The 20,065-nt window shown below is 48.9% G+C and carries 17 protein-coding genes and 2 pseudogenes; 15 read left to right on the plus strand and 4 right to left on the minus strand.

Going from position 1 to position 20,065, the window contains the following annotated elements; genetic code table 11:
• The first annotated feature begins 220 nt into the window (after positions 1-220).
• From JSQ97_RS11215 to JSQ97_RS11260, 11 genes and pseudogenes are all read left to right on the plus strand, one after another.
• Positions 221-478: a phosphopantetheine-binding protein gene (locus tag JSQ97_RS11215; protein WP_187384239.1), complete on the plus strand. Its 258-nt coding sequence runs from the start codon at positions 221-223 to the stop codon at positions 476-478.
• Positions 479-490: 12 nt separating this feature from the next.
• Positions 491-739, plus strand: a complete 249-nt coding sequence (locus tag JSQ97_RS11220; protein WP_021330961.1) for an acyl carrier protein — start codon at positions 491-493, stop codon at positions 737-739.
• Between the two features lie 68 nt (positions 740-807).
• Positions 808-2,835 (plus strand): AMP-binding protein, encoded by a 2,028-nt coding sequence (locus tag JSQ97_RS11225; RefSeq protein WP_205076142.1) that lies wholly within the window; start codon positions 808-810, stop codon positions 2,833-2,835.
• A gap of 75 nt (positions 2,836-2,910) precedes the next feature.
• On the plus strand, positions 2,911-3,276 hold the full coding sequence (locus JSQ97_RS11230) for an ApeI family dehydratase (RefSeq protein WP_021495773.1): 366 nt from the start codon (positions 2,911-2,913) through the stop codon (positions 3,274-3,276).
• A gap of 3 nt (positions 3,277-3,279) precedes the next feature.
• A complete protein-coding gene (locus JSQ97_RS11235) occupies positions 3,280-4,083 on the plus strand; it encodes a glycosyltransferase family 2 protein (protein WP_205076143.1) in 804 nt (267 codons plus the stop codon).
• Positions 4,076-5,074: a lysophospholipid acyltransferase family protein gene (locus JSQ97_RS11240; protein WP_205076144.1), complete on the plus strand. Its 999-nt coding sequence runs from the start codon at positions 4,076-4,078 to the stop codon at positions 5,072-5,074. The genes JSQ97_RS11235 and JSQ97_RS11240 overlap by 8 nt, the downstream gene beginning before the upstream one ends.
• A gap of 1 nt (position 5,075) precedes the next feature.
• Positions 5,076-5,501 carry an acyl-CoA thioesterase gene (locus JSQ97_RS11245; RefSeq protein ID WP_205076145.1) on the plus strand — a complete coding sequence of 142 codons (426 nt, stop codon included), beginning with the start codon at positions 5,076-5,078 and terminating at the stop codon, positions 5,499-5,501.
• Positions 5,502-5,527: 26 nt separating this feature from the next.
• Positions 5,528-6,157 carry a LolA family protein gene (locus JSQ97_RS11250; RefSeq protein WP_205076146.1) on the plus strand — a complete coding sequence of 210 codons (630 nt, stop codon included), beginning with the start codon at positions 5,528-5,530 and terminating at the stop codon, positions 6,155-6,157.
• A complete protein-coding gene (locus JSQ97_RS11255) occupies positions 6,129-8,486 on the plus strand; it encodes an MMPL family transporter (RefSeq protein WP_205076147.1) in 2,358 nt (785 codons plus the stop codon). The genes JSQ97_RS11250 and JSQ97_RS11255 overlap by 29 nt, the downstream gene beginning before the upstream one ends.
• A gap of 241 nt (positions 8,487-8,727) precedes the next feature.
• Positions 8,728-9,216: pseudogene (locus JSQ97_RS13155) on the plus strand (Ig-like domain-containing protein); the annotation flags it as partial.
• Positions 9,193-11,706, plus strand: coding sequence for a leucine-rich repeat protein (locus JSQ97_RS11260; RefSeq protein ID WP_370590054.1), 2,514 nt, complete (start codon positions 9,193-9,195; stop codon positions 11,704-11,706). The pseudogene JSQ97_RS13155 and the gene JSQ97_RS11260, both read left to right, overlap by 24 nt.
• 145 nt (positions 11,707-11,851) lie before the next feature.
• Here JSQ97_RS11260 and JSQ97_RS11265 read toward each other — a convergent pair whose 3' ends face one another.
• The 4 genes from JSQ97_RS11265 to JSQ97_RS11280 form a co-directional block, all read right to left on the minus strand.
• On the minus strand, positions 11,852-14,242 hold the full coding sequence (locus tag JSQ97_RS11265; protein WP_205076149.1) for an efflux RND transporter permease subunit: 2,391 nt from the start codon (positions 14,240-14,242) through the stop codon (positions 11,852-11,854).
• A 221-nt stretch (positions 14,243-14,463) separates the two neighbouring features.
• Positions 14,464-15,231, minus strand: a complete 768-nt coding sequence (locus tag JSQ97_RS11270; protein ID WP_205076150.1) for a class I SAM-dependent methyltransferase — start codon at positions 15,229-15,231, stop codon at positions 14,464-14,466.
• A 119-nt stretch (positions 15,232-15,350) separates the two neighbouring features.
• Positions 15,351-16,004 carry a cupin domain-containing protein gene (locus JSQ97_RS11275; RefSeq protein ID WP_205076151.1) on the minus strand — a complete coding sequence of 218 codons (654 nt, stop codon included), beginning with the start codon at positions 16,002-16,004 and terminating at the stop codon, positions 15,351-15,353.
• A gap of 140 nt (positions 16,005-16,144) precedes the next feature.
• Complete coding sequence (locus JSQ97_RS11280; protein WP_205076152.1) at positions 16,145-16,807, minus strand: Crp/Fnr family transcriptional regulator; 663 nt, start codon at positions 16,805-16,807, stop codon at positions 16,145-16,147.
• Positions 16,808-16,895: 88 nt separating this feature from the next.
• Between JSQ97_RS11280 and JSQ97_RS11285 the strand changes: the two genes are divergently transcribed.
• The 4 genes and pseudogenes from JSQ97_RS11285 to JSQ97_RS11300 all read left to right on the plus strand — a co-directional run.
• Positions 16,896-17,846, plus strand: a complete 951-nt coding sequence (locus JSQ97_RS11285; protein ID WP_205076153.1) for an ABC transporter substrate-binding protein — start codon at positions 16,896-16,898, stop codon at positions 17,844-17,846.
• Positions 17,821-18,579 carry an ABC transporter permease gene (locus JSQ97_RS11290; RefSeq protein WP_205076154.1) on the plus strand — a complete coding sequence of 253 codons (759 nt, stop codon included), beginning with the start codon at positions 17,821-17,823 and terminating at the stop codon, positions 18,577-18,579. Before JSQ97_RS11285 ends, JSQ97_RS11290 begins: the two co-directional genes overlap by 26 nt.
• Positions 18,557-19,231: an ABC transporter ATP-binding protein gene (locus JSQ97_RS11295; RefSeq protein ID WP_205076155.1), complete on the plus strand. Its 675-nt coding sequence runs from the start codon at positions 18,557-18,559 to the stop codon at positions 19,229-19,231. The genes JSQ97_RS11290 and JSQ97_RS11295 overlap by 23 nt, the downstream gene beginning before the upstream one ends.
• A gap of 226 nt (positions 19,232-19,457) precedes the next feature.
• Positions 19,458-19,913, plus strand: a pseudogene (locus JSQ97_RS11300) (Rpn family recombination-promoting nuclease/putative transposase); the annotation flags it as partial.
• Positions 19,914-20,065 lie beyond the last annotated feature (152 nt).

The following is a 20,065-nucleotide window of genomic DNA, read 5'->3' on the forward strand; positions in this document are numbered from 1 at the left end:
CTTGACAAGACGCAGCTGTTGCAGCGAAAGCTTATCGCTATGGCAGTACAACGGTCATAGCTACGGTTAGATTTTTACTTGAGTAACCGAAACCGTTTCGGTTAGATTTTTACGTGAGGAAATACGGCGGGCACAGTCAAATGCACATATTGCTTTTTTTATACATTTGTTTATAATTATTCGATATATTATATTGTAAGGACGGGGTTTAAAAAGCCGTATGGATGGTTTAAAGCGACAGATCAAAGAAGTCATTGTATCGTCGTTGCAGCTGGAAGACGTAAAGCCGGAAGACATCGTCGACGCCGAACCGCTTTTCGGAACGGGCTTGGGGCTTGATTCAATCGATGCTCTTGAATTGGGTGTGGCGTTGAAGAAAAAATTCGGCGTAAAGCTTTCAGCCGAAAGCGCTGATAATAAAAAGCACTTTGCATCGGTCGATGCATTAGCTGAATATATTGCAGCCGAAAAGGCGTAAGAGGAATTGTATATGACTAAAGAAGAGATTTTCGACAAACTGAAAGCGATCCTTTCAAAAGAATTTGAAATCGAAGAGGATAAAATCACTCCCGCGGCAAAGCTTGCCGATGACCTTGAACTTGACTCCATCGATTCGATCGACTTGATCGTAAAGATGAAGGATTTTATTCCCGGAAAAGTCGACCCTGCGATTTTTAAAACGGTAAAGACGATGCAGGATGTCGTCGACGCATTGTATCCGTATACGCAGCAGGCTTAATAAAAAAATGAACGCGGCAGCTCGTACAGCCGGCCGCTTCTTTTTTTAATCGATGTCGTTTCCGATTGATGAAAAAATTTGTTAAGGTTTTTTTTTATGCGGTTGCGGCGCTTTATCCCGTTCTCATCTTTGCGTTCCTTGTCGTATTAAAGCTTCCTGTCAGGATTTTATCGCTGTGTATCGTCGCCCTCGCCTTCGCGTTTTTTTTAAGCGCGACGGGTCGGGTACGAAACGCGAACGGAAAGGGACGGGGAACGGTAAAAAGCGTAAAGCGGTCTTTCGATTGGAAGCCGCTTGCGCAGTCCGCGCTTTTTCTTGCAGCGGGTCTTTTTTGTTTTTTTACGAATCGGACCGTATTTTTAAAATTGTATTCGGTAACGATCAGCGCAACGCTGCTCGCCGTTTTCGGCAGTACGCTTTTTTTGCCGCCGAACATCATTTTCAGGTTTGCGTGTCTGCAGGATAAAACGATACGCGGCTCTGCGGCGGAAAGCTCGATAGAGCGGTATTGCCGCAAAGTGACCGTCGCGTGGTGCGTCTTTTTTATCTGCAACGGAAGTGTGTCGGCATTTACGGCGTTTTTTTGCTCCGATACGGTGTGGTCGATATACAACGGCGGCATTTCATACGCGCTTATGGGCTGTATGTTTGCCGTTGAATTTATTATCAGAAGGCGGGTACAAAAAAAAATGCCGAAAGCACATACGATCAGCACATTTACGGCGGATTCCCGCCCCGACGATTTTATCGTCTGTTACGAACGGAAGTGGTCGGACGGCGCGTATAAAACGTGGCGCGATTTTCTTTCCGATTCGGCAAAGCTTCGAAAATTCATTTCCGAAAAATCCGCACAAAAATATATTCTCCACTGTGAAGATTATTGGTATTTTTTGTGCGCGTTCATTGCGCTTTTGCAGTGCAAAAAAACGGTGCTTTTGACGCAAAACGTTACGAGCGAATTCATCGCGGAAATCAAAACGGACGGCGTCGAATTTTTAACAGATCGCGATATTGCCGATTCGATTTTTATTCCCGATGTCGTCGAAAAGGCTGCTTTTCCGTCGGAAAGCGATATGCGCTCTCTTCCGAAAATCGTCGCGGACGATACGGATATTTTGCTCTACACGTCGGGCAGCACCGGAAAGCCCAAAGGCGTCCGCCAACGCATGACCGAATTCGAACTCGACAATGCATTCGTCTTTTCGAAGTGGGGCGCGGAATTCGCAAAGCGAAAACTCGTTACGACGGTGAGCCAGCACCACATCTACGGTTTTTTGTTCGGCATCGCGCTCCCCTTCGGCTACGGCGTTCCCTTCCGCCGTACGCGCATCGAATATCCCGAAGAATTCGAAACGCTGTCCGACGGATCCTACATGATCATCGCGACACCCGCGTTTTTAAAGCGTACCGTTGAAACGGAGCGGAAGCTCCCGCTCGACGATTGCTTTATCTTTACAAGCGGAGGAGCCGTTTCGAAAGAGCTTGCCGAAAAGACGGAAGCCGTATTCGGTTTTTGTCCGCTTGAAGTGTACGGTTCGACGGAGACGAGCGGCATCGCGTACCGGCAGCAGACGAAAGACGGACTTGCGTGGACGCCCTTCGACAACGCGAAGATTTGGAAAGGGGAAGACGGTTGTCTCGTCATCGTTTCTCCGTATATCAAAGACCCGAAAGGTTTTGCGACCGCCGATTTGGTAGATATACTTTCCGACGGCAGATTTGTCATGAAAGGCAGGGCCGACTCGATCGTAAAAATAGAGGAAAAACGCATTTCGATGACGGAAGTCGAAAACAGGCTTTTGCAGAGCGGCTTCGTCTCCGACGTAAAAGTCATCGCGCTCGAAGATGTGCGCCAGTATCTTGCGGCGGCGCTCGTACTCAATGCTGACGGTAAGCGGAAATTTCAAAACGAAAAAAAATTGACGATTAATAAATTCTTTCACGACTATCTTATGAATTATTTTGAAAACGTCGTCATTCCGAAACGCTGGCGCTATGTCACGTCTCTTCCGTGCGACGTGCAGGGTAAAAAGCATAAGGAAGATATCGCAGCTTTGTTTGCAACGCGCGATGCGTCGGATGCGGCCGTACGATAAAAACGATACGGAGGCGTGATGCCGTGCGGGCGGAATACGGCGCGGCGGCGTATATGAAAAGGGGGCATGATAACCATGAGTGAAAATCTGCACGATATCGTCGATGAAAAGGTTCTTTCGCAGAGCGGAGATTCCGCAGAGATCGAATTTTTTATTCCTGCTTCGAGTGATTTTTTCGACGGGCATTTTCCGGAGTTTAAACTGCTTCCGGCCGTCGCACAGTTTGAAATTATAACGCGGTTTTCAAAAAAATATTTCGGTACGCAGCGCTATGTACCGGAAATCAAACGCATTAAATTTTCCGCGCCGATCAGACCCGACACGCTCGTCCGCTTAAAGCTCGATTTCAATCGTGAAAAAAAATCGATGTCGTTCTTGCTCCGGGATGCAAAAAAATCCGATAAAGCGTATTCGTCGGGAATCTTCGTCGCTGCGGTGTAGTCGATGGGTGCGATGCAAAACGCTGCGCAAAACGATGCGGTGCAGAAAGCTGCGATAAAGCTCGGCTTCGTCATCCCCGTGTACAATCACGGTTCGACGGTCGGCTCCGTTATCCGCTCTCTTGCCGTATACGGACGACCGATCATCGTCGTGGACGACGGCAACGATGCGGCGAATAAAATGCAGATCCGCGCGGCGGTCGATTCGTGCCCGCTTGCCGTACTTGTCGAACGGGAAAAAAACGGCGGCAAAGGCAAAGCGATGACGAGCGGCGTTTTAAAAGCGCACGAGCTCGGTTTGACGCACGTCTTTCAAATCGATTCGGACGCTCAGCATGACGCATCGCGCGCTTCTTTTTTTATCGAAGCCGCGGAAAAATATCCCTCGTGCGTCATCTGCGGTACGCCCGTATTCGACGAGTCGGTGCCGGCCTCGCGCAAAAAAGGCAGAGAGATTTCAAACCGCTGGGCACGCTTTGTGTCTTTGAGCGATGAAATCGTCGACGCCATGTGCGGATTTCGAATCTATCCGGTAGCGCCGTATTGCCGCCTGCTCACTCACCGCGCGTGGGTCGATGCGCGCATGGGATACGACGCGGATATCCTCGTACACTTCGTATGGAGCGGCGTGCATATAAAATCCTATCCGGTGCGCGTAACTTACCCCGCAGACGGCATTTCGAATTTCCGCATGGTGCGCGACAATATCCGCATATCGCTGTCGTTTACAAAATTGTTTTTGGGTATGATCGTGCGCTTGCCGGTTCTGACGTTCCGCGCTATTTGCAGAAGAAGGGCTTATGGCTGAACTTGCGGAAAGCGCGGACGCTCACTGGACACAAAAAAAAGAAGAAGTGTCGAGCAGCCGCCCGATCGAATTTACCGTGTGGCTCATTTCGCACCTGCCTTTGTGGCTCGTCGGTTTGCTCGCTTTTCCCATTTCATTTTTTTATTTTGCGTGTTCAAAGCGCGCCCGAGACGAATCGCGCGCATATCAAAACCGGTTGCTGCGATATACTGCAGACAGGGGTGATTGCATAAAGCGGCCTCACGTTTATAAGCACATCGTTTCGTTTGCGCTGTGCATCATCGAAAAGATCGAAGGCTGGTGCGGTAAAATCGATTTTAATAAGATCGCGCTCCAAAAAGACGACGTTAAATCGCTGATCGATCAGCTCGATCGAAAAAAAGGCGCGCTGCTTATCGGCTCGCATTTGGGCAATATCGAAATGCTCAGGAGCCTCGCCGAATACGGCCGCACCGGCGTGTCGCACTATGTTCCCGTTACGGCGATTTTGAATTTGAATACGACGAAAAAATTCAACAATACGATAAAATCGATCAATCCGCACGTGCAGCTCAATATAATAAACGCCGATGAAATCAACGCGGGAACGATTTCGCTGTTGATGGACAGAATCGACGAAGGCGGCCTCGTCGTCATCGCCGCAGACCGTACGTCGTTCAATACTGCGGACAGGGCGATAATCGAAAACTTTCTCGGTAAACCCGCGCGGTTTTCGTACGGCGCTTTTTTGCTTGCAGCGCTTTTAAAAGCGCCGACGTATTTCGTCTTTGCGCTCCGCGAAAAGACGCTCATGCTCACTCCGCGCTATTCGATGCACGTACATAAAACGGGCATAGCATTCGATTGTCCGCGTGCCGAACGGGAGGCGCGGATCAAGCGCTTGTGCCGCGAATACGTCGCTCTCTTGGAACAGTATTGCATAATGTATCCTTTGCAGTGGTATAATTTTTTTAATTTTTGGACGGAAAACGAAAATCGCAAGGAAGCATGATATGAACGGTTCGCTCGTTTCGGAAGAGATGACATTTAAAGTCGAATTTTACGACGTCGATTCGATGCGCGTCGCGTGGCACGGAAATTATGTAAAATTCATCGAACGCGGCAGATGCGCGCTGCTCGATAAAATCGGCTACGGCTATCTGCAGATGGTCGAAGACGGCTACGCGTTTCCGGTCGCGGAGCTGAAGATAAAATACGTGCGTTCTCTTGCTTTCGGAGACGAAGCGCGCATCAAAGCATCATTGATTGAATACGAAAATCGTCTTAAAATACGCTACGAGATTTACAACGCGAAGACCGGCGTCCTTGCGACAAAGGCGGAAAGCACGCAGATGGCGGTAAAGTTGCAAACGGGCGAAACGTGTTTCGTGTGTCCCGAAAAATTGATAACCCGCGTTGAAACATTGTTAAAAAATTGACTGTGCCGGACCGGCGGAGGTGTTGTATGAAAAAGATAATTGTCAATATTATATGCGCTCTTGTGTTTGCCGTTCTGCCGCTTTTTGCGGCCGATACGTCGTTCGATGCCGTGTGTGCCGACCTCGCGCGCCATCCGAATACGACCGGGAATTTTACGCAGGTACGCACGATTTCAAAAGTAAACCGATCGCTCACGTCGAGCGGGACCTTTATATTCAGCCTCGACGGTATTATGTGGAAAACGCTGAAGCCCTTTCCGTCGTCGCTCGTCGTGGGATTGACGAGCGTTATTCAAACGACACCCGACGGCAAAAAGACCGTCATCGACGCGTCGAACAATCAAATTTTTACGAGCATTTCGACGACACTCTCTTCGATTTTTTCCGGCAATGTGAAAAAACTGTACGAAAATTTTTCGGTCGCCTTTTCTTCCGACGGAAACAAATGGAATGCCGTTCTCACTCCGAAAGATAAAACAGTCGCCGCCGTGATGAAAACGCTCGCACTCGGCGGAACGGGTGCATCCGGCGGTGCCGAATTCGATACGATCGTTATGACCGAAGCGGGCGGCGATACCGTCACCTATACGTTTTCGAATCAAAAGTATCCGAAGGAGCTTTCAGCAGATGAAAAAGCCGTCTTTGCCGCGAAATAAAACCTTTGCATTTGCATGGCTTATTTTCCACGCGTTCGTTCTCGCTCCGTGTCTTTTTATCATTGCACGCGCGGGTACGGTAAATCTCGACGCCGATCTTTTTAATATGCTGCCGAAGCCGGACATCGGCAAAGCGATGGGTGTCGCCGACGAACGCCTTACCGAAATGACGGGGCAAAACGTATTTATCCTCGTGTCGCATAAAGATTTCGATACGGCGAAGTCCGTCGCGGAAACCGTCTACAGTGAATTGAAAGACAGTCCGCGTTTTAAATCGGTGTCGCTGTATTCCGATGAAGCGATGCTCCAAAGCGTGATGGACTTTGTGCACCGGTATCGCTGGAATCTGCTCGACGATGAAGCCGTCGAAACGCTTTCATCTCCGGGCGGCGCGGAAAGCTTTGCGGAAAATGCGCTTGCAAAAGCCTACGGCGCCTTTACCTTTTCTTCGCTCGACAAACTGGAAGACGATCCGTTTATGCTCGACGAATACGTATTGCAGTACTACCTCGCATCGCTGCAAAATTCCGGTACGTCCATGTCGCCGAAAGACGGTGTGCTCGCTACCCAATACGACGGCAGCTGGTATGTGATGATTCAGGGTATTTTAAGCAAAGAAGGAGCGGCGCTTGCAAGCAAGTCGAACGCCGTCGTGCAGATTTACGACGTGTGCGAACCGCTCGAAAAAGACGGTGTGCGTTTTGTGTATTCGGGCACGCCCTTTCACAGTCATAAAAGTTCGACGTCGGCGAGCAGAGAGATTTCGATCATTTCAACCGTAACACTGCTCGGCATTATTATTTTATTGCTGATCGTGTTTAAAAATCCGCTGCCGCTTGTTTTGTCCATCGCATCGATTTTGCTTTCGATCGCGGCGGCATTTGCGATGACGTATACGTGTTTCGGCCATATCCACATACTGACGCTCGTGTTCGGCACATCGCTGATCGGCTCGTGTATCGATTACAGTCTGCACTTTTTCATCCACCGGAAAGCGAACAGGACGCTTGCAAGCGGCGCGGAGATCCGCCGTCACTTGATGACCGGTCTTTTATTATCGCTCATCTCCACCGAACTTTGCTATTTTATCCTCGTATTTGCGCCGTTCGGATTGCTCAAGCAGATGGCGGTATTTTCGCTTACCGGCATTTTCAGCGCGTTTTTAACCGTCGTAAGCGTGTATCCTCTGCTTGCGATGCCGGCAGATGCCAAGCGCTCGATCCCGCTCATCGATGCGCTTGCCGCGCCTAAGTGGTACGACAAAAAGAAAATCGGCAGGATTGCAGTAGCTTCGATTTTTGCCGTAACGCTTACGACGCTTTTCGTCAACCGTAAAAATATTAAAATAGAAAACGACGTCAACACCTTATACGAAGCGACCGGACGTGTCCGCGAAGATGCGGTCATTTCGTATAAAGTGCTCAACTACAATCCGACCGGCTGGTTTATCATAGCCGGAGACACGGTTGAAAAAACGCTCGAAGAAGAAGAAGCGCTCTGCAAGCGCCTGTCGGAAGTCAACGAGGGTAAAGCGCTCGGCGGCTTTATCGCTACGTCGCAGTACATACCGTCCCTTGCAAAGCAAAAAAAATCATACGAAGCGGCGGGAAATCTTTTGCCGCTTGCACCCGTCCAATACGAAATGCTCGGCTATGATGCGTCGCTTGCGTCGGAACTGCAGGCATCATACGACGCGGACGCAGCAAAGTACATCACTCCCGACGGCGATATCCCGTCGTACCTCAAAAAAGCGATATCGTCCGCATGGCTCGGTGAAATCGACGGGAGGTACTATTCCATCGTGCTTCCCATTTCGATCACCGACGAAGCGGCGTATATACGGATCGCGGCGGAAAATCCAAACGTCTATTTTGAAAATAAAATCAAAGACATCGGACGCGATTTGGATCGTTTGACGAAGACGATTTTGACGCTGTTTGCAATCGCATACGTCGTTATCGTCATCGTGCTGAAGATTTTTTACAACTGGCGGCACACGCTGAAGATCGCATCTATCCCGCTGCTCATCGTGCTCGTCATCGCATCGATATTTTCGGCGCGCGGCATAGCGCTCGAATTCTTTTCGATCACCGGCATGATTTTGGTGTTCGGTCTCGGTCTCGACTACGTGATCTACATGGTCGAAAACGAAAAGCGCAGCGATACGACGGTGAACGCTCGCCTCGAACCTTTTGCGATTTTGCTGTCGTTTTTGACGACCGCCGTTTCTTTCGGTGCGCTCGCGCTCAGTTCCTTCGTGCCGGTACACATGCTCGGTCTTTCGATCTTTTTAGGATTGACGACGGCGTTTTTGTGTACGGTGTTGTGAGAGGGAAATTTAGTATTTTTTAGATGTTGACAAATCGGTACGGAAAAATTATTGTTAATGACAATAGAGAAAAATGAAACCGGTATTCGGAATCGGTAATCACAATGAGAGCAGGAGGAAGTGTTATGAAAAATTTCGGAAAAGCATGTATCGTGCTGAGCGCGTGTATCGTGTTTGCATTTGCGGGCTGCAATAATTCGGGGGGGGCGACTCTCCGCAAGTAGTCCATGTAAGCGGCGTAACGCTTAACAAGTCGGAGCTTACGCTCGATGTCGGTATGTCGGAAAAACTTATCGCAACCGTAAGTCCCGATAATGCCGCAGACAAATCGGTAACATGGCTGTCAAGCGATACGGAGATTGTTAAAGTAGCACAAGACGGTACGGTGAGGGCCGTATCCGACGGAACCGGTACTTCCGGCGATACGGCAACGGTTACCGTACGGACGACGGACAGTGCAAAGACCGCTTCGTGTACCGTAAAAGTCGGTCCTGCAGGCACCGTCGTTCCGGTCGCGAGCATAACGCTCAGCGATACATCGCTGACTATGCAAAAGGATGAAACGAAAACAATTACTGCGACTGTACTGCCCGCTACGGCGACGGATAAAACGGTTTCGTGGTCGGTAAGCGGTTCCGCCGTTTCACTGAGCGCAGCGACCGGTTCAAGCGTGACCGTAACGGCAAAAGACGGGGGACAGGCGACCGTGACGGCACAGGCGGGAAGCAAAACCGCGTTGTGCACGGTAACCGTGGAAGTGCCCCTTTCGATTCGGGTAACGCGGGCAAACGGGTCTCAATACATCGTTTCCGAAATAGACAAACTCGATTTAACAAAAGAATCGGATAGTGTGGATGTCGTGATTTTCGGTGCGTGGCGGAATGATGATGTAAAAACGCTCGGCACTAAAATAAAAAACTCGAACGCAAACGTTTCTCTCGATATGACTGCAGCGACGGGTATAACACAGATTTGCTACAATTATTTTGCCAGTTCGTATTACGGTTATTTCCAGAACTGTACAAAGCTGACAAATATTCGATTGCCCGTCACTGTTACGGAAATTCAATCGAACGCGTTTTCGGGTTGTACGGCATTGGGCGAACTTACGCTCGGAACTGCGGTAACGAAAATCGCTTATGATGCGCTCAGCGGCTGCAGTGCCCTGAAAAGTCTTTCGATTTCCGACGGTACGTTCGTTACGAACGATCCTTATGATGCAGCGAAATTTTTAAAAGATTGTACAAATCTTGAATCCGTTACGGTTATCCATACTGACGGCAATACGACGGGTATCGCGCAAAAAATATTTGCAGGGAAAAATATAAAAACGCTTGTCGTATCGGACGGCGTCCTGAAAATAGAAAGCGAAATGTTCAAAGGCTGTACAGCACTCACGACGGTTTCCATTGCCGGCAGCGTAAAATCGATCGGCTGGAATGCATTTGCAGGCTGTACTGCGCTTTCGAATTTAACGCTCAATGACGGGCTCGAGACGATCGGATCGAGTGCGTTTGAAGGTTGTGCCGCACTTACCGATATAACGATACCGGATTCGGTAACGGTAATTGATGGAGGCGCATTTATCGACTGCAGTACGCTGATAAAGGCGACGTTGTCTAAAAATCTTACGATGCTCGGCAGCAATGCATTTGCAAGATGCGGAGCGCTCAAAACCGTTGTCTTTTCGGAAGCGGGCGGTTCGGGTAATCTGATTGTCGGGGAAAGCGCATTCGGATATTGTTCGGCACTTGCCGATATTTCGCTTCCTGCAAGTCTAACAAAAGTAGGAGTAAAAGCTTTTATCGGATGCACAGCGTTGAAATCGATAAGCATATACGATTCTCTGAAAACCGTTGATGTGAGATTCAGTAATGAAGAGCCGCTTCACGACTGTCCGAATCTGAATAAAGCCGTCGTCCGTCACGCCGAAGGCAATACCGAAGGCTGGCAAGGCAATATATTTTATAAGTCGGCGGTAAAGGAAGTCGTCATAGAAGAAGGGGTTACGAGCATACCTAAAGAATCTTTCACGGAGTGTAAAAATCTTACGACGATTACGATTCCTACGACCGTAGAGGCTATCGGAGAAAGGGCGTTTTATCTTTGTGAAAAGCTCACTGCCGTAACGCTGCCGAAAAAGCTCCGTGAGTTGGGCGACGCCGCATTTTATGAGTGTACGGCGCTTTCTTCATTGAAGATGAATGATTCGCAGCTTTCCGCTCTAAATAGATTCGTTTTTGCAAGATGCAGCTCTTTAACGGCCGTAACGCTTCCTCTCGACATTACATCGATAGGATCGAATGCATTTTCAAACTGTACAAATCTGGAAATAGAGACGCTTCCTTCAAATTTGCAAATGATCGGGAAGGAAGCTTTTTCGAAATCGGGACTGAAAAAGGTTGTGTTGCCTGATACCGTGACGGGCATCGGAGAAAAAGCTTTTTATAACTGTACTGCGCTTAAAACGGTTTTCATCGGAAGAGGAGCCATAACCGTCGGGGAAAAAGCGTTCGCCGAATGTACGTCGCTTGACGATCTTACGATTTCCGAAAGCGATGCGGTCAAAACCTTAGAGGAACGCGCATTCGGCTGGTGTGGGTTGCTTTCAGCTATTATCATTCCGAATAAAGTAACGGTAAAAGCCGATGCATTTTCAGACTGTACGGGTCTCCGGAGCATAACGCTCGGCAAAGATACCATTGTTGAAGGAAAGTATGGGACTGCAGGATTTCCGAACAATATCGAAGTGCACTTTACCGGAACGCTTGCGGACTGGTGCAACGAAGAGACTCATATTTATCCGGTATCGGGCTCGTATTCGTTGTATGTTATGTATAATAATACGGATACGTCTGTTACTGAAATTCCGTTGTACGGTACAGAGTTGAATGATATCGTATCCATACGTGATCGTGCATTTCAAAATTGTACAAGCCTTACTTCATTCCGGCACAATTTTGCCAAATCGATTACGCATTTCGGCAAGTATGCATTTACCGATGCATCTATAACGTATTTTGATATCGAAGCAGTCGCGCTTATTTCCGGTAATTACACTTGGTATAAGACAGAGGATGAAGCGGCATGGAAAGCGTCCGATGTGTCAAAGGCGGAAAAAGTCGATAAAACCAATCTCGACTTGGGAACACCGACAACGGATTTTGAAGTGTATAAGAAAAATGACAAGTATTATTGGTTTGCCGTAAAGAATCCTTAATCGTAATATGTAAAATATAAAAAACCTGCCGCAGTTATGCGCGGCAGGTTTTTTTATCAGGCGTAGTGTATATGCGGCAAAGAAATCACGGAGCACCGCCTGCAAGCGCTCCGCAAAACTGCGGGGCGTTTGCGTCGATTGTCGATCAGCGCTTTCGCTCGATCCCGTCGAATTCTTTTCCGAACGGCTTCGTCACGTAGATGAGCACAGGCGTCATAAGGTAGTCCGCGGCCAAAGCTGTCGTCAAACCGATGATCGAAAGCATTCCTATGCGATGCATCGTGTTCATCGGACTGAACGCGTAGATGAGGAACATGGCGCAGATGATTACTGTTGTCATGCACATCGTCTTTCCGATTTCAAGATATGTGCGCAAAATCGCATCTTTGTAATTTCCGTGCACTTCGTAATAATATTTGACGTGATTGATAAAGTGGATCGTATCGTCGACGGCGATGCCGAGTATCATCGGCATGATCGTCATCGTCATCATATCGAGCTGGAAGCGGAAATAGCCCATGATGCCGGCGAGGATGATGACCGGAGTGATGTTCGGGATCATTCCGATGAGTCCCGTCCGAATGCTCATAAACACGAGGATGAGCATTGCGGCGATCATGATAAACGAGCCTGCAAACGATTTCAATTCTCCGCGTACGATTTTTCCGTTCATTTCGGCAAACTCGGCGACCGCTCCGATAGCGGAAACTTCGGCGCCGGGAAAAAGTTCTTCGGCGGCTTTTTCCGCATCCGCGATGTTCGACGCGATTTGACTGCTGTCGTATGTCGCGAGGTTGACGTTGACGTATGCCATGTTGTAATCGGCGTTGAGCCAATCGTAGAGCCGAGAGCCGCCGGTTATTTCGTACAGGAAGAGTTCCTGTGTCAAAAGGTCTTCGTCGTCGGGGATCGAATAATAAGCCGGATCGTCGCCGTTCAGCATGCGGTTCGTTTCTTTTACGATGTCGAGAACCGATTTAACGCGCGGCTTTCCGTTCGATTTTCTCGTCAAACTTAAATTGCCGAGCGTGTTTTCGAGCTTTTCGAGTGCGAACATGCGTTCCGGTTTTTTGAATTCATCAACGTCGGGATATTCGATTAATATTTTATACGAATACACCGAGCCGAGCTGCGTATCCTGCAGTTTTGCCAAGCGAGCGATGTACGGGATCTTTAATCCGAGCATTTCGATATAGTCGAGCGTTACGCGGATTTTAAAAATTCCCGGAATAAAGACGACGATCATCGCGAAGCCGACGATGAGGACGGCTTTGCTGTGTTTCAACACGCGTTTTCCGAACGATTCGAACGCGAGGTCGGCTTTCGTCACTTTCTGCGTCGTTGCACTTTCTTCCTTTTTTTTGTCTTTGCCGAACGAAAGCAGCACGGGGATCAGGATGATCGCGTAGAGGAAAACGACCAAAACGGTTGCCGACGACGTCAAGCCGAGCCATTTGAGTGGACCGATGTCGACGAGGGCGAAAGAGATGAGGGATGCGATCGTCGTGAGCGCGGTAAAGAAAAGCGGCCAGCCGGTTTCTTCGACCGACATGATAACCGATTCTTTTCGAATACCCGTCTGTCTGAAATGCAGTTTAAACGAATTGATGTAGTGGATCGAATAGCCGACCGACAGCGCCATGCCGAGCAAGATCGGAATCGTCATCATATTTTGATCGGCTACGATGCCGAAGTATGACATAAAACCGAACACGACGCCGATGCCGCCCACCGTCGAAAAAAGCGGGACGATGAGACCGCGCAGCGAGCGCACGAATAAAATCAAACAGATGATCATCGCGATAAAGCCGCTTATAAGGTTGCGCGACATTTCCTTTCGCATGACGTCGGATTCTTCGCACTCCGTGTACGGAGTGCCCGCACAGATAAGATTCCATTTGTCGCTTTGCCACTTCGGGTCTTCGAGCAGTTTGTGTGCGGCTCGTCCCGCTTTATACATGCCGGTGCGCGCTTTATTGTCTTCTTCGCCGTAACCGTACAGATAGAGGATGACCCAAGTTTCGGTCGCATCTTCGGAGACGAGTTTGTTTGCAATCGCTTCGCGCGAGAGTAGAAATTTTTTGATCGATTCCATCTCCGCTTTGCCTTCGGCCGTGTGCGTGTCGGGTATGCCGTCTTCGAACGGTGTGACGACCTGCATACCGTCGTCGGTGCCTTTCGCGACCGACACTTCGACGACGGACATGACATCGCGTGCATAGGGAATCGTTTCCATCATTTCGTTTCCGAGCCGGTCGATCATGTTGAGTACATCGGAATCGAATACGTCTTTTGTCTGAACCAAAACCGTGATGACGTCTTCGTTGCCGAAGGTTTCTTCAAATCGATCGGTTGCGAGTTTGATTTTTTCTTTGTCGCCGAACCAGTCTTCCTGCAGATCTTCAGCGACGAATTTTCGTAAACCCGAAAGCCCGACCGCGGTGATAATGAACATTGCGAGTAAAAAAAGCCATCGAAATTTTACTTGGATTTCTCCGAATTTTCGGAACGCTTTGTTTATTTCCAGAACTTTCATATATGCTCCTCGATTAAACCGTACGCAAATCTGCGAATTTCAAATCGGTTTAATACATGTGCGCGGTATATCGGATCGTAAAATCGTACGATATATGCAGACGTTAGCTTACGCTAATTTACAAGGCGTGTCAATAATAAGTGAAATTGTCGTGAAAGCGTTGATGGGGCAGGGGCGGCGGAAAATCGGGAACGTTTGCCGATGTTTCCACTCTTTCGGATTTAATCGTTCGGCTTTATTCCGACACTGCAGATATAGGCGAGTTCTTTTTTGTGTCCGTTGAAAAAGCGGAACATTTGCCGGAACATCGCTTTGTTTTCTTTTTTCATCGCGTTTCGCACAATTCGAAGCGCGTTCGTAAAGCCTTCGTCATGGATCATGCCGCGCGGGCTCATCAACGTCATATCTCCGCATTTTTGCATAACGGAAAATCCGTTTTTCCAAAAGAGCGCTTCCCAGCCGGCGGCATCGAGCGGTTCGACGCTGACGTTTATCGCTTTGCTTAATCCGGTACGAAGCTCTCTTTGTACGGCGGGATCGGATGTTCTGAGAGCAACGTCGTGCGTCAAAAGCAGTCCGCCGGGCTTGAGTACGCGAAAATATTCTTTGAGCGCTTTGTCTTTTTTATCGCCGACAAGCATCGTCAGCATCGCTTCGTTGACAACGATGTCGAAACTTGCATCGTCGAACGGCAATGCGAGCGCATCTCCATGAATCAGCGTCAGCTTATCCTCAAGATGATTTTTCTTAATGTTTGCTTCCGCTTTTTTAAGTGCGTCTTTATCGAGATCCACGCCGGTGATTTTGCAGCCGAATTTTTTCGACAGCTGAATCATCGTCCTTCCCATATTACACGCGACTTCAAGAATCTTCGTATCGCTTTTTATGTTTACCTGTTCAATGAGCCATGCGGTCGCATCGATTCCTCCGGGGCGCAGCGTCGTTTTGCCGAGCCGTGCCAAAAATATATGACCCGCTTCACCGTACATACTGCCTCCTTTTTTCTGCGCGTACAGCTGCCGCAAGAGCAATCGGTTTTTTTTGACAGATCGCCGAGATTAAAAGTAAGTCAGCTGTACGCTATACATCTCTGCGGTGTAAACTGCAATCAGTCGCGGACGAGCAGCAAAGCCATTTTGAATTTGCCTTCCGCTTTGACGTAGTGCTTGCCGTTTTTATCGAACTTGAAATTTTCGCCTTCGTGAATGCGGTACTCTTTTCCTTCGTATCCGATAATGCCTTCGCCGTCGAGACAGAATATGATCGCGTCTCCGGGGGCGGAATGTTCGGACAATCCCGTTCCCGCGTCGAAAGCCATAATTACAAATTTGGTTTTGTCGCTGTCGACGAGGTCCATGTTTACAATCTTCCCGTCTTTATAAGGGAGAAGCTCTTTTAATGCGAAAACTTTCGCGCTCTTTAAAATGTCGTTCATAATACACTCCTTATCAAAAAGTATTTCCGAATATATGCATCCCGCTTTGCTCCGTATGCCGACGGGAATATTCTGCGGTACGATAAAAATGTCGCCGCGCCTAAGTTGCGGCTTTTCCGCCGTCAAATACAGCACTTCGGCGACGCCTTCTTCGATCTTCCAAATTTTCGGATAGTCGTAGCTTTCGGGGCTGATGTTTGTGCCTGCCGCGATCGAAAAAACGCTCATGCTGCACGCATTGCCTTCCAGCACCTTTTCCGAAACCGTACACCCTTCCACCGGTGCATTGTCTTTTGCGATGGAAAATATATGTTTGCTTTTCAGCATATCGGCCTCCGTAAATTATCTGTAACTAACATACTGTAAATCCGATGCGGAATCCGTTGCTCCGGCAACAAAATTACGGAAATTTTTTTCATCCGTTTCGTATGTCGGTCGATAAAGCGATTTCCGACGATGCGGTAAGCTCACTTCAGCGTTATCGTTTTCCCTTCGATTTTAATAATTCCTTCGTCCTTCATGCGGCTCAATTCGCGAGAGACGGCGCTCCTGTCCGCCGATATGAACTGTGCGAGTTTTTCGCGCGTAAACGGCAGCGTAAATGAATTGCGGTGCAGCGTGTTTTGCGTAAGACGCAGATAAAACAAAAGTTTGTCGCGGAGCGTCGGCTGTGCCAAAAGTTGGATCTTCATGTTGAGGTGCTGAATATTGCGCGCCATTTCGTGCAACAGATTTTCGAGCACGATTATGCGGTAGGGGCATCCGCATCGATTGGTACCGTCTTCCGAGGGAAACTGAATGAACAGAACCTTCGTCTTTTCCGCGCTGATGATGCGCAAAAACGGGTTCGCCTGTCTGAGGCAGCACAGCGCTTCTCCGAAAGATTCTCCTCGTCCGATTTCTTTGAGCAGCACGGTTTTGCCGTCTACACCGATTTGTTCGGCGTGAACGCACCCGTCGACGACGATCCCCGCATGAGAGACGATATCGCCGGAACGGTATATTTCCTGCCCGCACTCGAACGATTTATAAAATCCGCGCAGGCAGGCGATCGCTTTGTCTATGTCTTTGGCGGGAATCCCTTTGAATACCGCCGTTCGCGCCAAAAACGACGTATAAAAATTCAGCATTTTTTCCCCGTTTGTTGCAGCGGCAACGGAACTTATTGTTACTTTATGCTAACTTTTAGACAGTGTCAATCATCCGGAGGTATCAGAGATGAAAAAAATACTGTCTGTCGCGGCCGCGCTGTTTATTGCGCTTAACTGTGCCGCCTTTGCAAAGGAACAGGTGATCCGCATCGGCATGCCGAAAGCGCCGCCCGCTTTGCCCGTTTTGCGCATGATCGAATCGAATGCGCTCGGCGAAAACGTCAAAATCGAATATACGATTTGGGATGCGCCGGAAAAACTTATCGCGATGGTGCAGAGCGGCGATTTCGATATGTTTGCGTTTCCGCTGACGGTCGTCGCAAAGCTGTACAACAAGGGCGTTCCCGTAACGCTGACGAATGTGGACACGTGGGGCGTTTCGTATTTTTTGACGACCGATCCCGCGCTTAAAAACTGGTCGGACTTAAAAGGGAAGACCGTGTACGTCCCGCTGCAGTCTTCTCCGCCCGACGTTATCACGCAGTTTTTTATGAAAAAAGCCGGTCTTACGCCGAAAAAAGACGTAACGATTATCTACTCTTCGCGTCCGGAAATTGCGCAGATGATGGCCGCCGGAAAAATTCAATATGCGACGATGATCGAGCCGCAGGTTACAGCGATTTTAATGCAGAATAAGGATGCGCGTGTCGCGTTTTCGTTCGAAGAAGAATGGAAAAAAGTTACCGACGACAACACGATCATTCCGAATGCGGGCTTCGGCGCAAAATCGAAATTCATAAAAGACAATGCCGAACTTGTCGCACGCTTTGAAGCGGAATACGAAAAGGCGCTGAACTGGGTGCTGCAAAATCCCGACAAGGCCGCAGCTCTTGCCGATTCCAAGCTCGGCATGAAAGCGCAGGTTGTGCAAAAAGCGATTCCGCGCATGGGGCTTATCTATAAAAACGCGTACGATGCGAAAGCCGACTTGCAGCAGTTTTGGCAGCTTTTAGTCGATTTTGATCCGGCGACGATCGGCGGAAAAGTTCCCGATGAAAAAATCCTCTATAAAAAATAACTGCATAGCGGCGCTCGCCATGCTTGCACTGTGGCAGGTACTCTCTTTGGCGTACCCGCCGCTTGTAGTGCCGCCGATTCCGGCCGTCGGTAAAATACTTGCGCGCATTTTGTCCGCTCCCGATCTTTTGCACGAAGCGGCAAAAACTTTGGGCAGGCTTGGCGCCGGGCTTTTTTTCGGCATTGCGGCGGGCTGCCTCGTCGGCTATGTGTGCGGCGTGTGCAAAACGTGCCGGGAACTGTGCAAACCGGTTCTCGGCGTGCTGCAGGTTGTGCCGCCCGTTGCATTGCTCGTGCTTGCGATCATCTGGTTCGGTTTTAACGGAAAGCCCGCCGTCCTTATCGTCGCGGTTGCGATTTTTCCGATCATCGCGATTTCGGTGCAGGATGCGGTTTTGCACGTAGACCGAAAACTGCTTGAGATGGGAACCGTGTTCAAATATACGAAAAAGCAGCGCTTCTTTTTAATCACGTGGCCGTCCGTAAAGCCGCAGTTTTATTCGGGCTTGCGGATCGCCTTGGGTACCGCATCCAAAACGGTCGTTATGGGCGAAGTGCTGACGACGTCTTCCGGCATCGGCGGGCAAATCGTGAACGCGCGTTTGAACATCGAACCGGAAGCGATTATCGCGTGGACGGTCGTGTCGGTGTGCATGTACTATGTGTTGGAAGCCGCCGTCGCTTTGCTGTTTATGCCGAAGGAACAAAAATATGCTCAGCGTAAACAATCTTAAAAAAATCTACAACGGCAAAACGGTTATCGACCGTCTTTCTTTTTTTGTGAACGGCGGCGACATCGCAGTTATCGTCGGGCCTTCCGGCTGCGGAAAGTCGACGCTGCTCAATATTGTCGCGGGTCTCGATACGCATTTCGAAGGCTCGCTGCAAACGGGCGGGAAAAAAATCGGCTATGTGTTTCAGGAAGACAGGATCCTTCCGTGGCTGACCGTTGCGCAAAATATCAAATCGGTAAATCCCCAAGGCGACGATAAAGAAGTGCAGCGCTTTATCGATATGGCGGGCCTTACCGGATTCGAGCGCTATTACCCTGACGAACTGAGCGGCGGTATGAAGCAGCGCTGTTCGATTGCGCGCGCGCTCTATTACGGCAGCGAGCTTTTGCTTATGGACGAACCGTTCAAGTCGCTCGACTACGGCATCAGACATAAGATGATTGCCGATTTGCTTGCGATCCATCAAAAAGAAAAAAATACGATTTTATTCGTTACGCACGACATCGAAGAAGCGCTTTCGGTTGCCGACGTTGTTTTCGTGTGCAAAAAAAATCCGATGCGTCTTGCCGACACGATCGACCTGCACGACAAAAGCGAACTTACGGCCGCAAAAAAGCAGGAATTAAAAGACGGGATTTTACGGATATTATAAATGCGCATCTTGAAAAACCGACTTTGAGCGACTTTTTCGAATAATGCCGCTGTTCAAAAACGCGAGTTCGCGCAGCCGCTTTGCGAGAATGTACACACTTATACGTAAGTTTATCTCGCGAGTGACTTGCTCTGCGTCCGGCAATTAAATTAAAAATCTTTCCGAAAAAACTCCGAAATCACAACATCTCCGCGATATATATACCGGATATTTTTCGGGAGGTTTTATGGCAAAACATAATCGCCGGTATAAGGATTCCGTCTTTGTCGATTTTTTCGGCGAAGATAAAAACGCAAAAGCGAACTTCCTCGCCCTCTACAACGCGCTCCACGGGACAAAGCTCGATACATCGACCGAGCTCGAACCGCTCCGTCTCGAACAGGTGATGTACATGGCTTTCCGCAACGACATCGCCTGCCTCATCGAGGATAAAATCATCGTATTGATCGAGCACCAGTCTACGGTAAACGAAAACATGCCGCTGCGCTTTTTGCAATATGCGGCGCGGCTTTACGAACGCATCCAAAACCCGCGCGATCGTTATCTCCGTAGGCTGAAAAAAATCCCTACGCCTGAGTTCTACGTATTCTACAACGGCGAAGAAGAGTATCCCGAACGGGTGACATTAAAACTGTCAGATGCTTTTATCGTGCAGCCTGCAAAACCGAGCCTCGAACTCCTATGTTTTTTGTCAAGCGGAAAAGTAAAACTCCTATGTTTTTTGTCAAGCGGAAAAGTAAAACTTTTTAGATTTTCTTCCACACTTGACCGCTCCCCGTCCCTGTAATCCCTTGTTTTACATGTTTGCTCTAGCCCGCTTGTAAGACACGGGCA

The sequence above is a fragment of the Treponema sp. Marseille-Q4523 genome, assembly GCF_016901105.1.
In the GTDB taxonomy this organism is placed as follows: Bacteria; Spirochaetota; Spirochaetia; order Treponematales; family Treponemataceae; genus Treponema_D.

Coding starts and splice junctions, on each gene's coding strand:
- JSQ97_RS11215 (WP_187384239.1), top strand. CDS start 221: ATGGATGGTTTAAAGCGACAGATCAAAGAAGTCATTGTATCGTCGTTG.
- JSQ97_RS11220 (WP_021330961.1), top strand. CDS start 491: ATGACTAAAGAAGAGATTTTCGACAAACTGAAAGCGATCCTTTCAAAA.
- JSQ97_RS11225 (WP_205076142.1), top strand. CDS start 808: ATGAAAAAATTTGTTAAGGTTTTTTTTTATGCGGTTGCGGCGCTTTAT.
- JSQ97_RS11230 (WP_021495773.1), top strand. CDS start 2,911: ATGAGTGAAAATCTGCACGATATCGTCGATGAAAAGGTTCTTTCGCAG.
- JSQ97_RS11235 (WP_205076143.1), top strand. CDS start 3,280: ATGGGTGCGATGCAAAACGCTGCGCAAAACGATGCGGTGCAGAAAGCT.
- JSQ97_RS11240 (WP_205076144.1), top strand. CDS start 4,076: ATGGCTGAACTTGCGGAAAGCGCGGACGCTCACTGGACACAAAAAAAA.
- JSQ97_RS11245 (WP_205076145.1), top strand. CDS start 5,076: ATGAACGGTTCGCTCGTTTCGGAAGAGATGACATTTAAAGTCGAATTT.
- JSQ97_RS11250 (WP_205076146.1), top strand. CDS start 5,528: ATGAAAAAGATAATTGTCAATATTATATGCGCTCTTGTGTTTGCCGTT.
- JSQ97_RS11255 (WP_205076147.1), top strand. CDS start 6,129: ATGAAAAAGCCGTCTTTGCCGCGAAATAAAACCTTTGCATTTGCATGG.
- JSQ97_RS11265 (WP_205076149.1), bottom strand. CDS start 14,242: ATGAAAGTTCTGGAAATAAACAAAGCGTTCCGAAAATTCGGAGAAATC.
- JSQ97_RS11270 (WP_205076150.1), bottom strand. CDS start 15,231: ATGTACGGTGAAGCGGGTCATATATTTTTGGCACGGCTCGGCAAAACG.
- JSQ97_RS11275 (WP_205076151.1), bottom strand. CDS start 16,004: ATGCTGAAAAGCAAACATATATTTTCCATCGCAAAAGACAATGCACCG.
- JSQ97_RS11280 (WP_205076152.1), bottom strand. CDS start 16,807: ATGCTGAATTTTTATACGTCGTTTTTGGCGCGAACGGCGGTATTCAAA.
- JSQ97_RS11285 (WP_205076153.1), top strand. CDS start 16,896: ATGAAAAAAATACTGTCTGTCGCGGCCGCGCTGTTTATTGCGCTTAAC.
- JSQ97_RS11290 (WP_205076154.1), top strand. CDS start 17,821: ATGAAAAAATCCTCTATAAAAAATAACTGCATAGCGGCGCTCGCCATG.
- JSQ97_RS11295 (WP_205076155.1), top strand. CDS start 18,557: ATGCTCAGCGTAAACAATCTTAAAAAAATCTACAACGGCAAAACGGTT.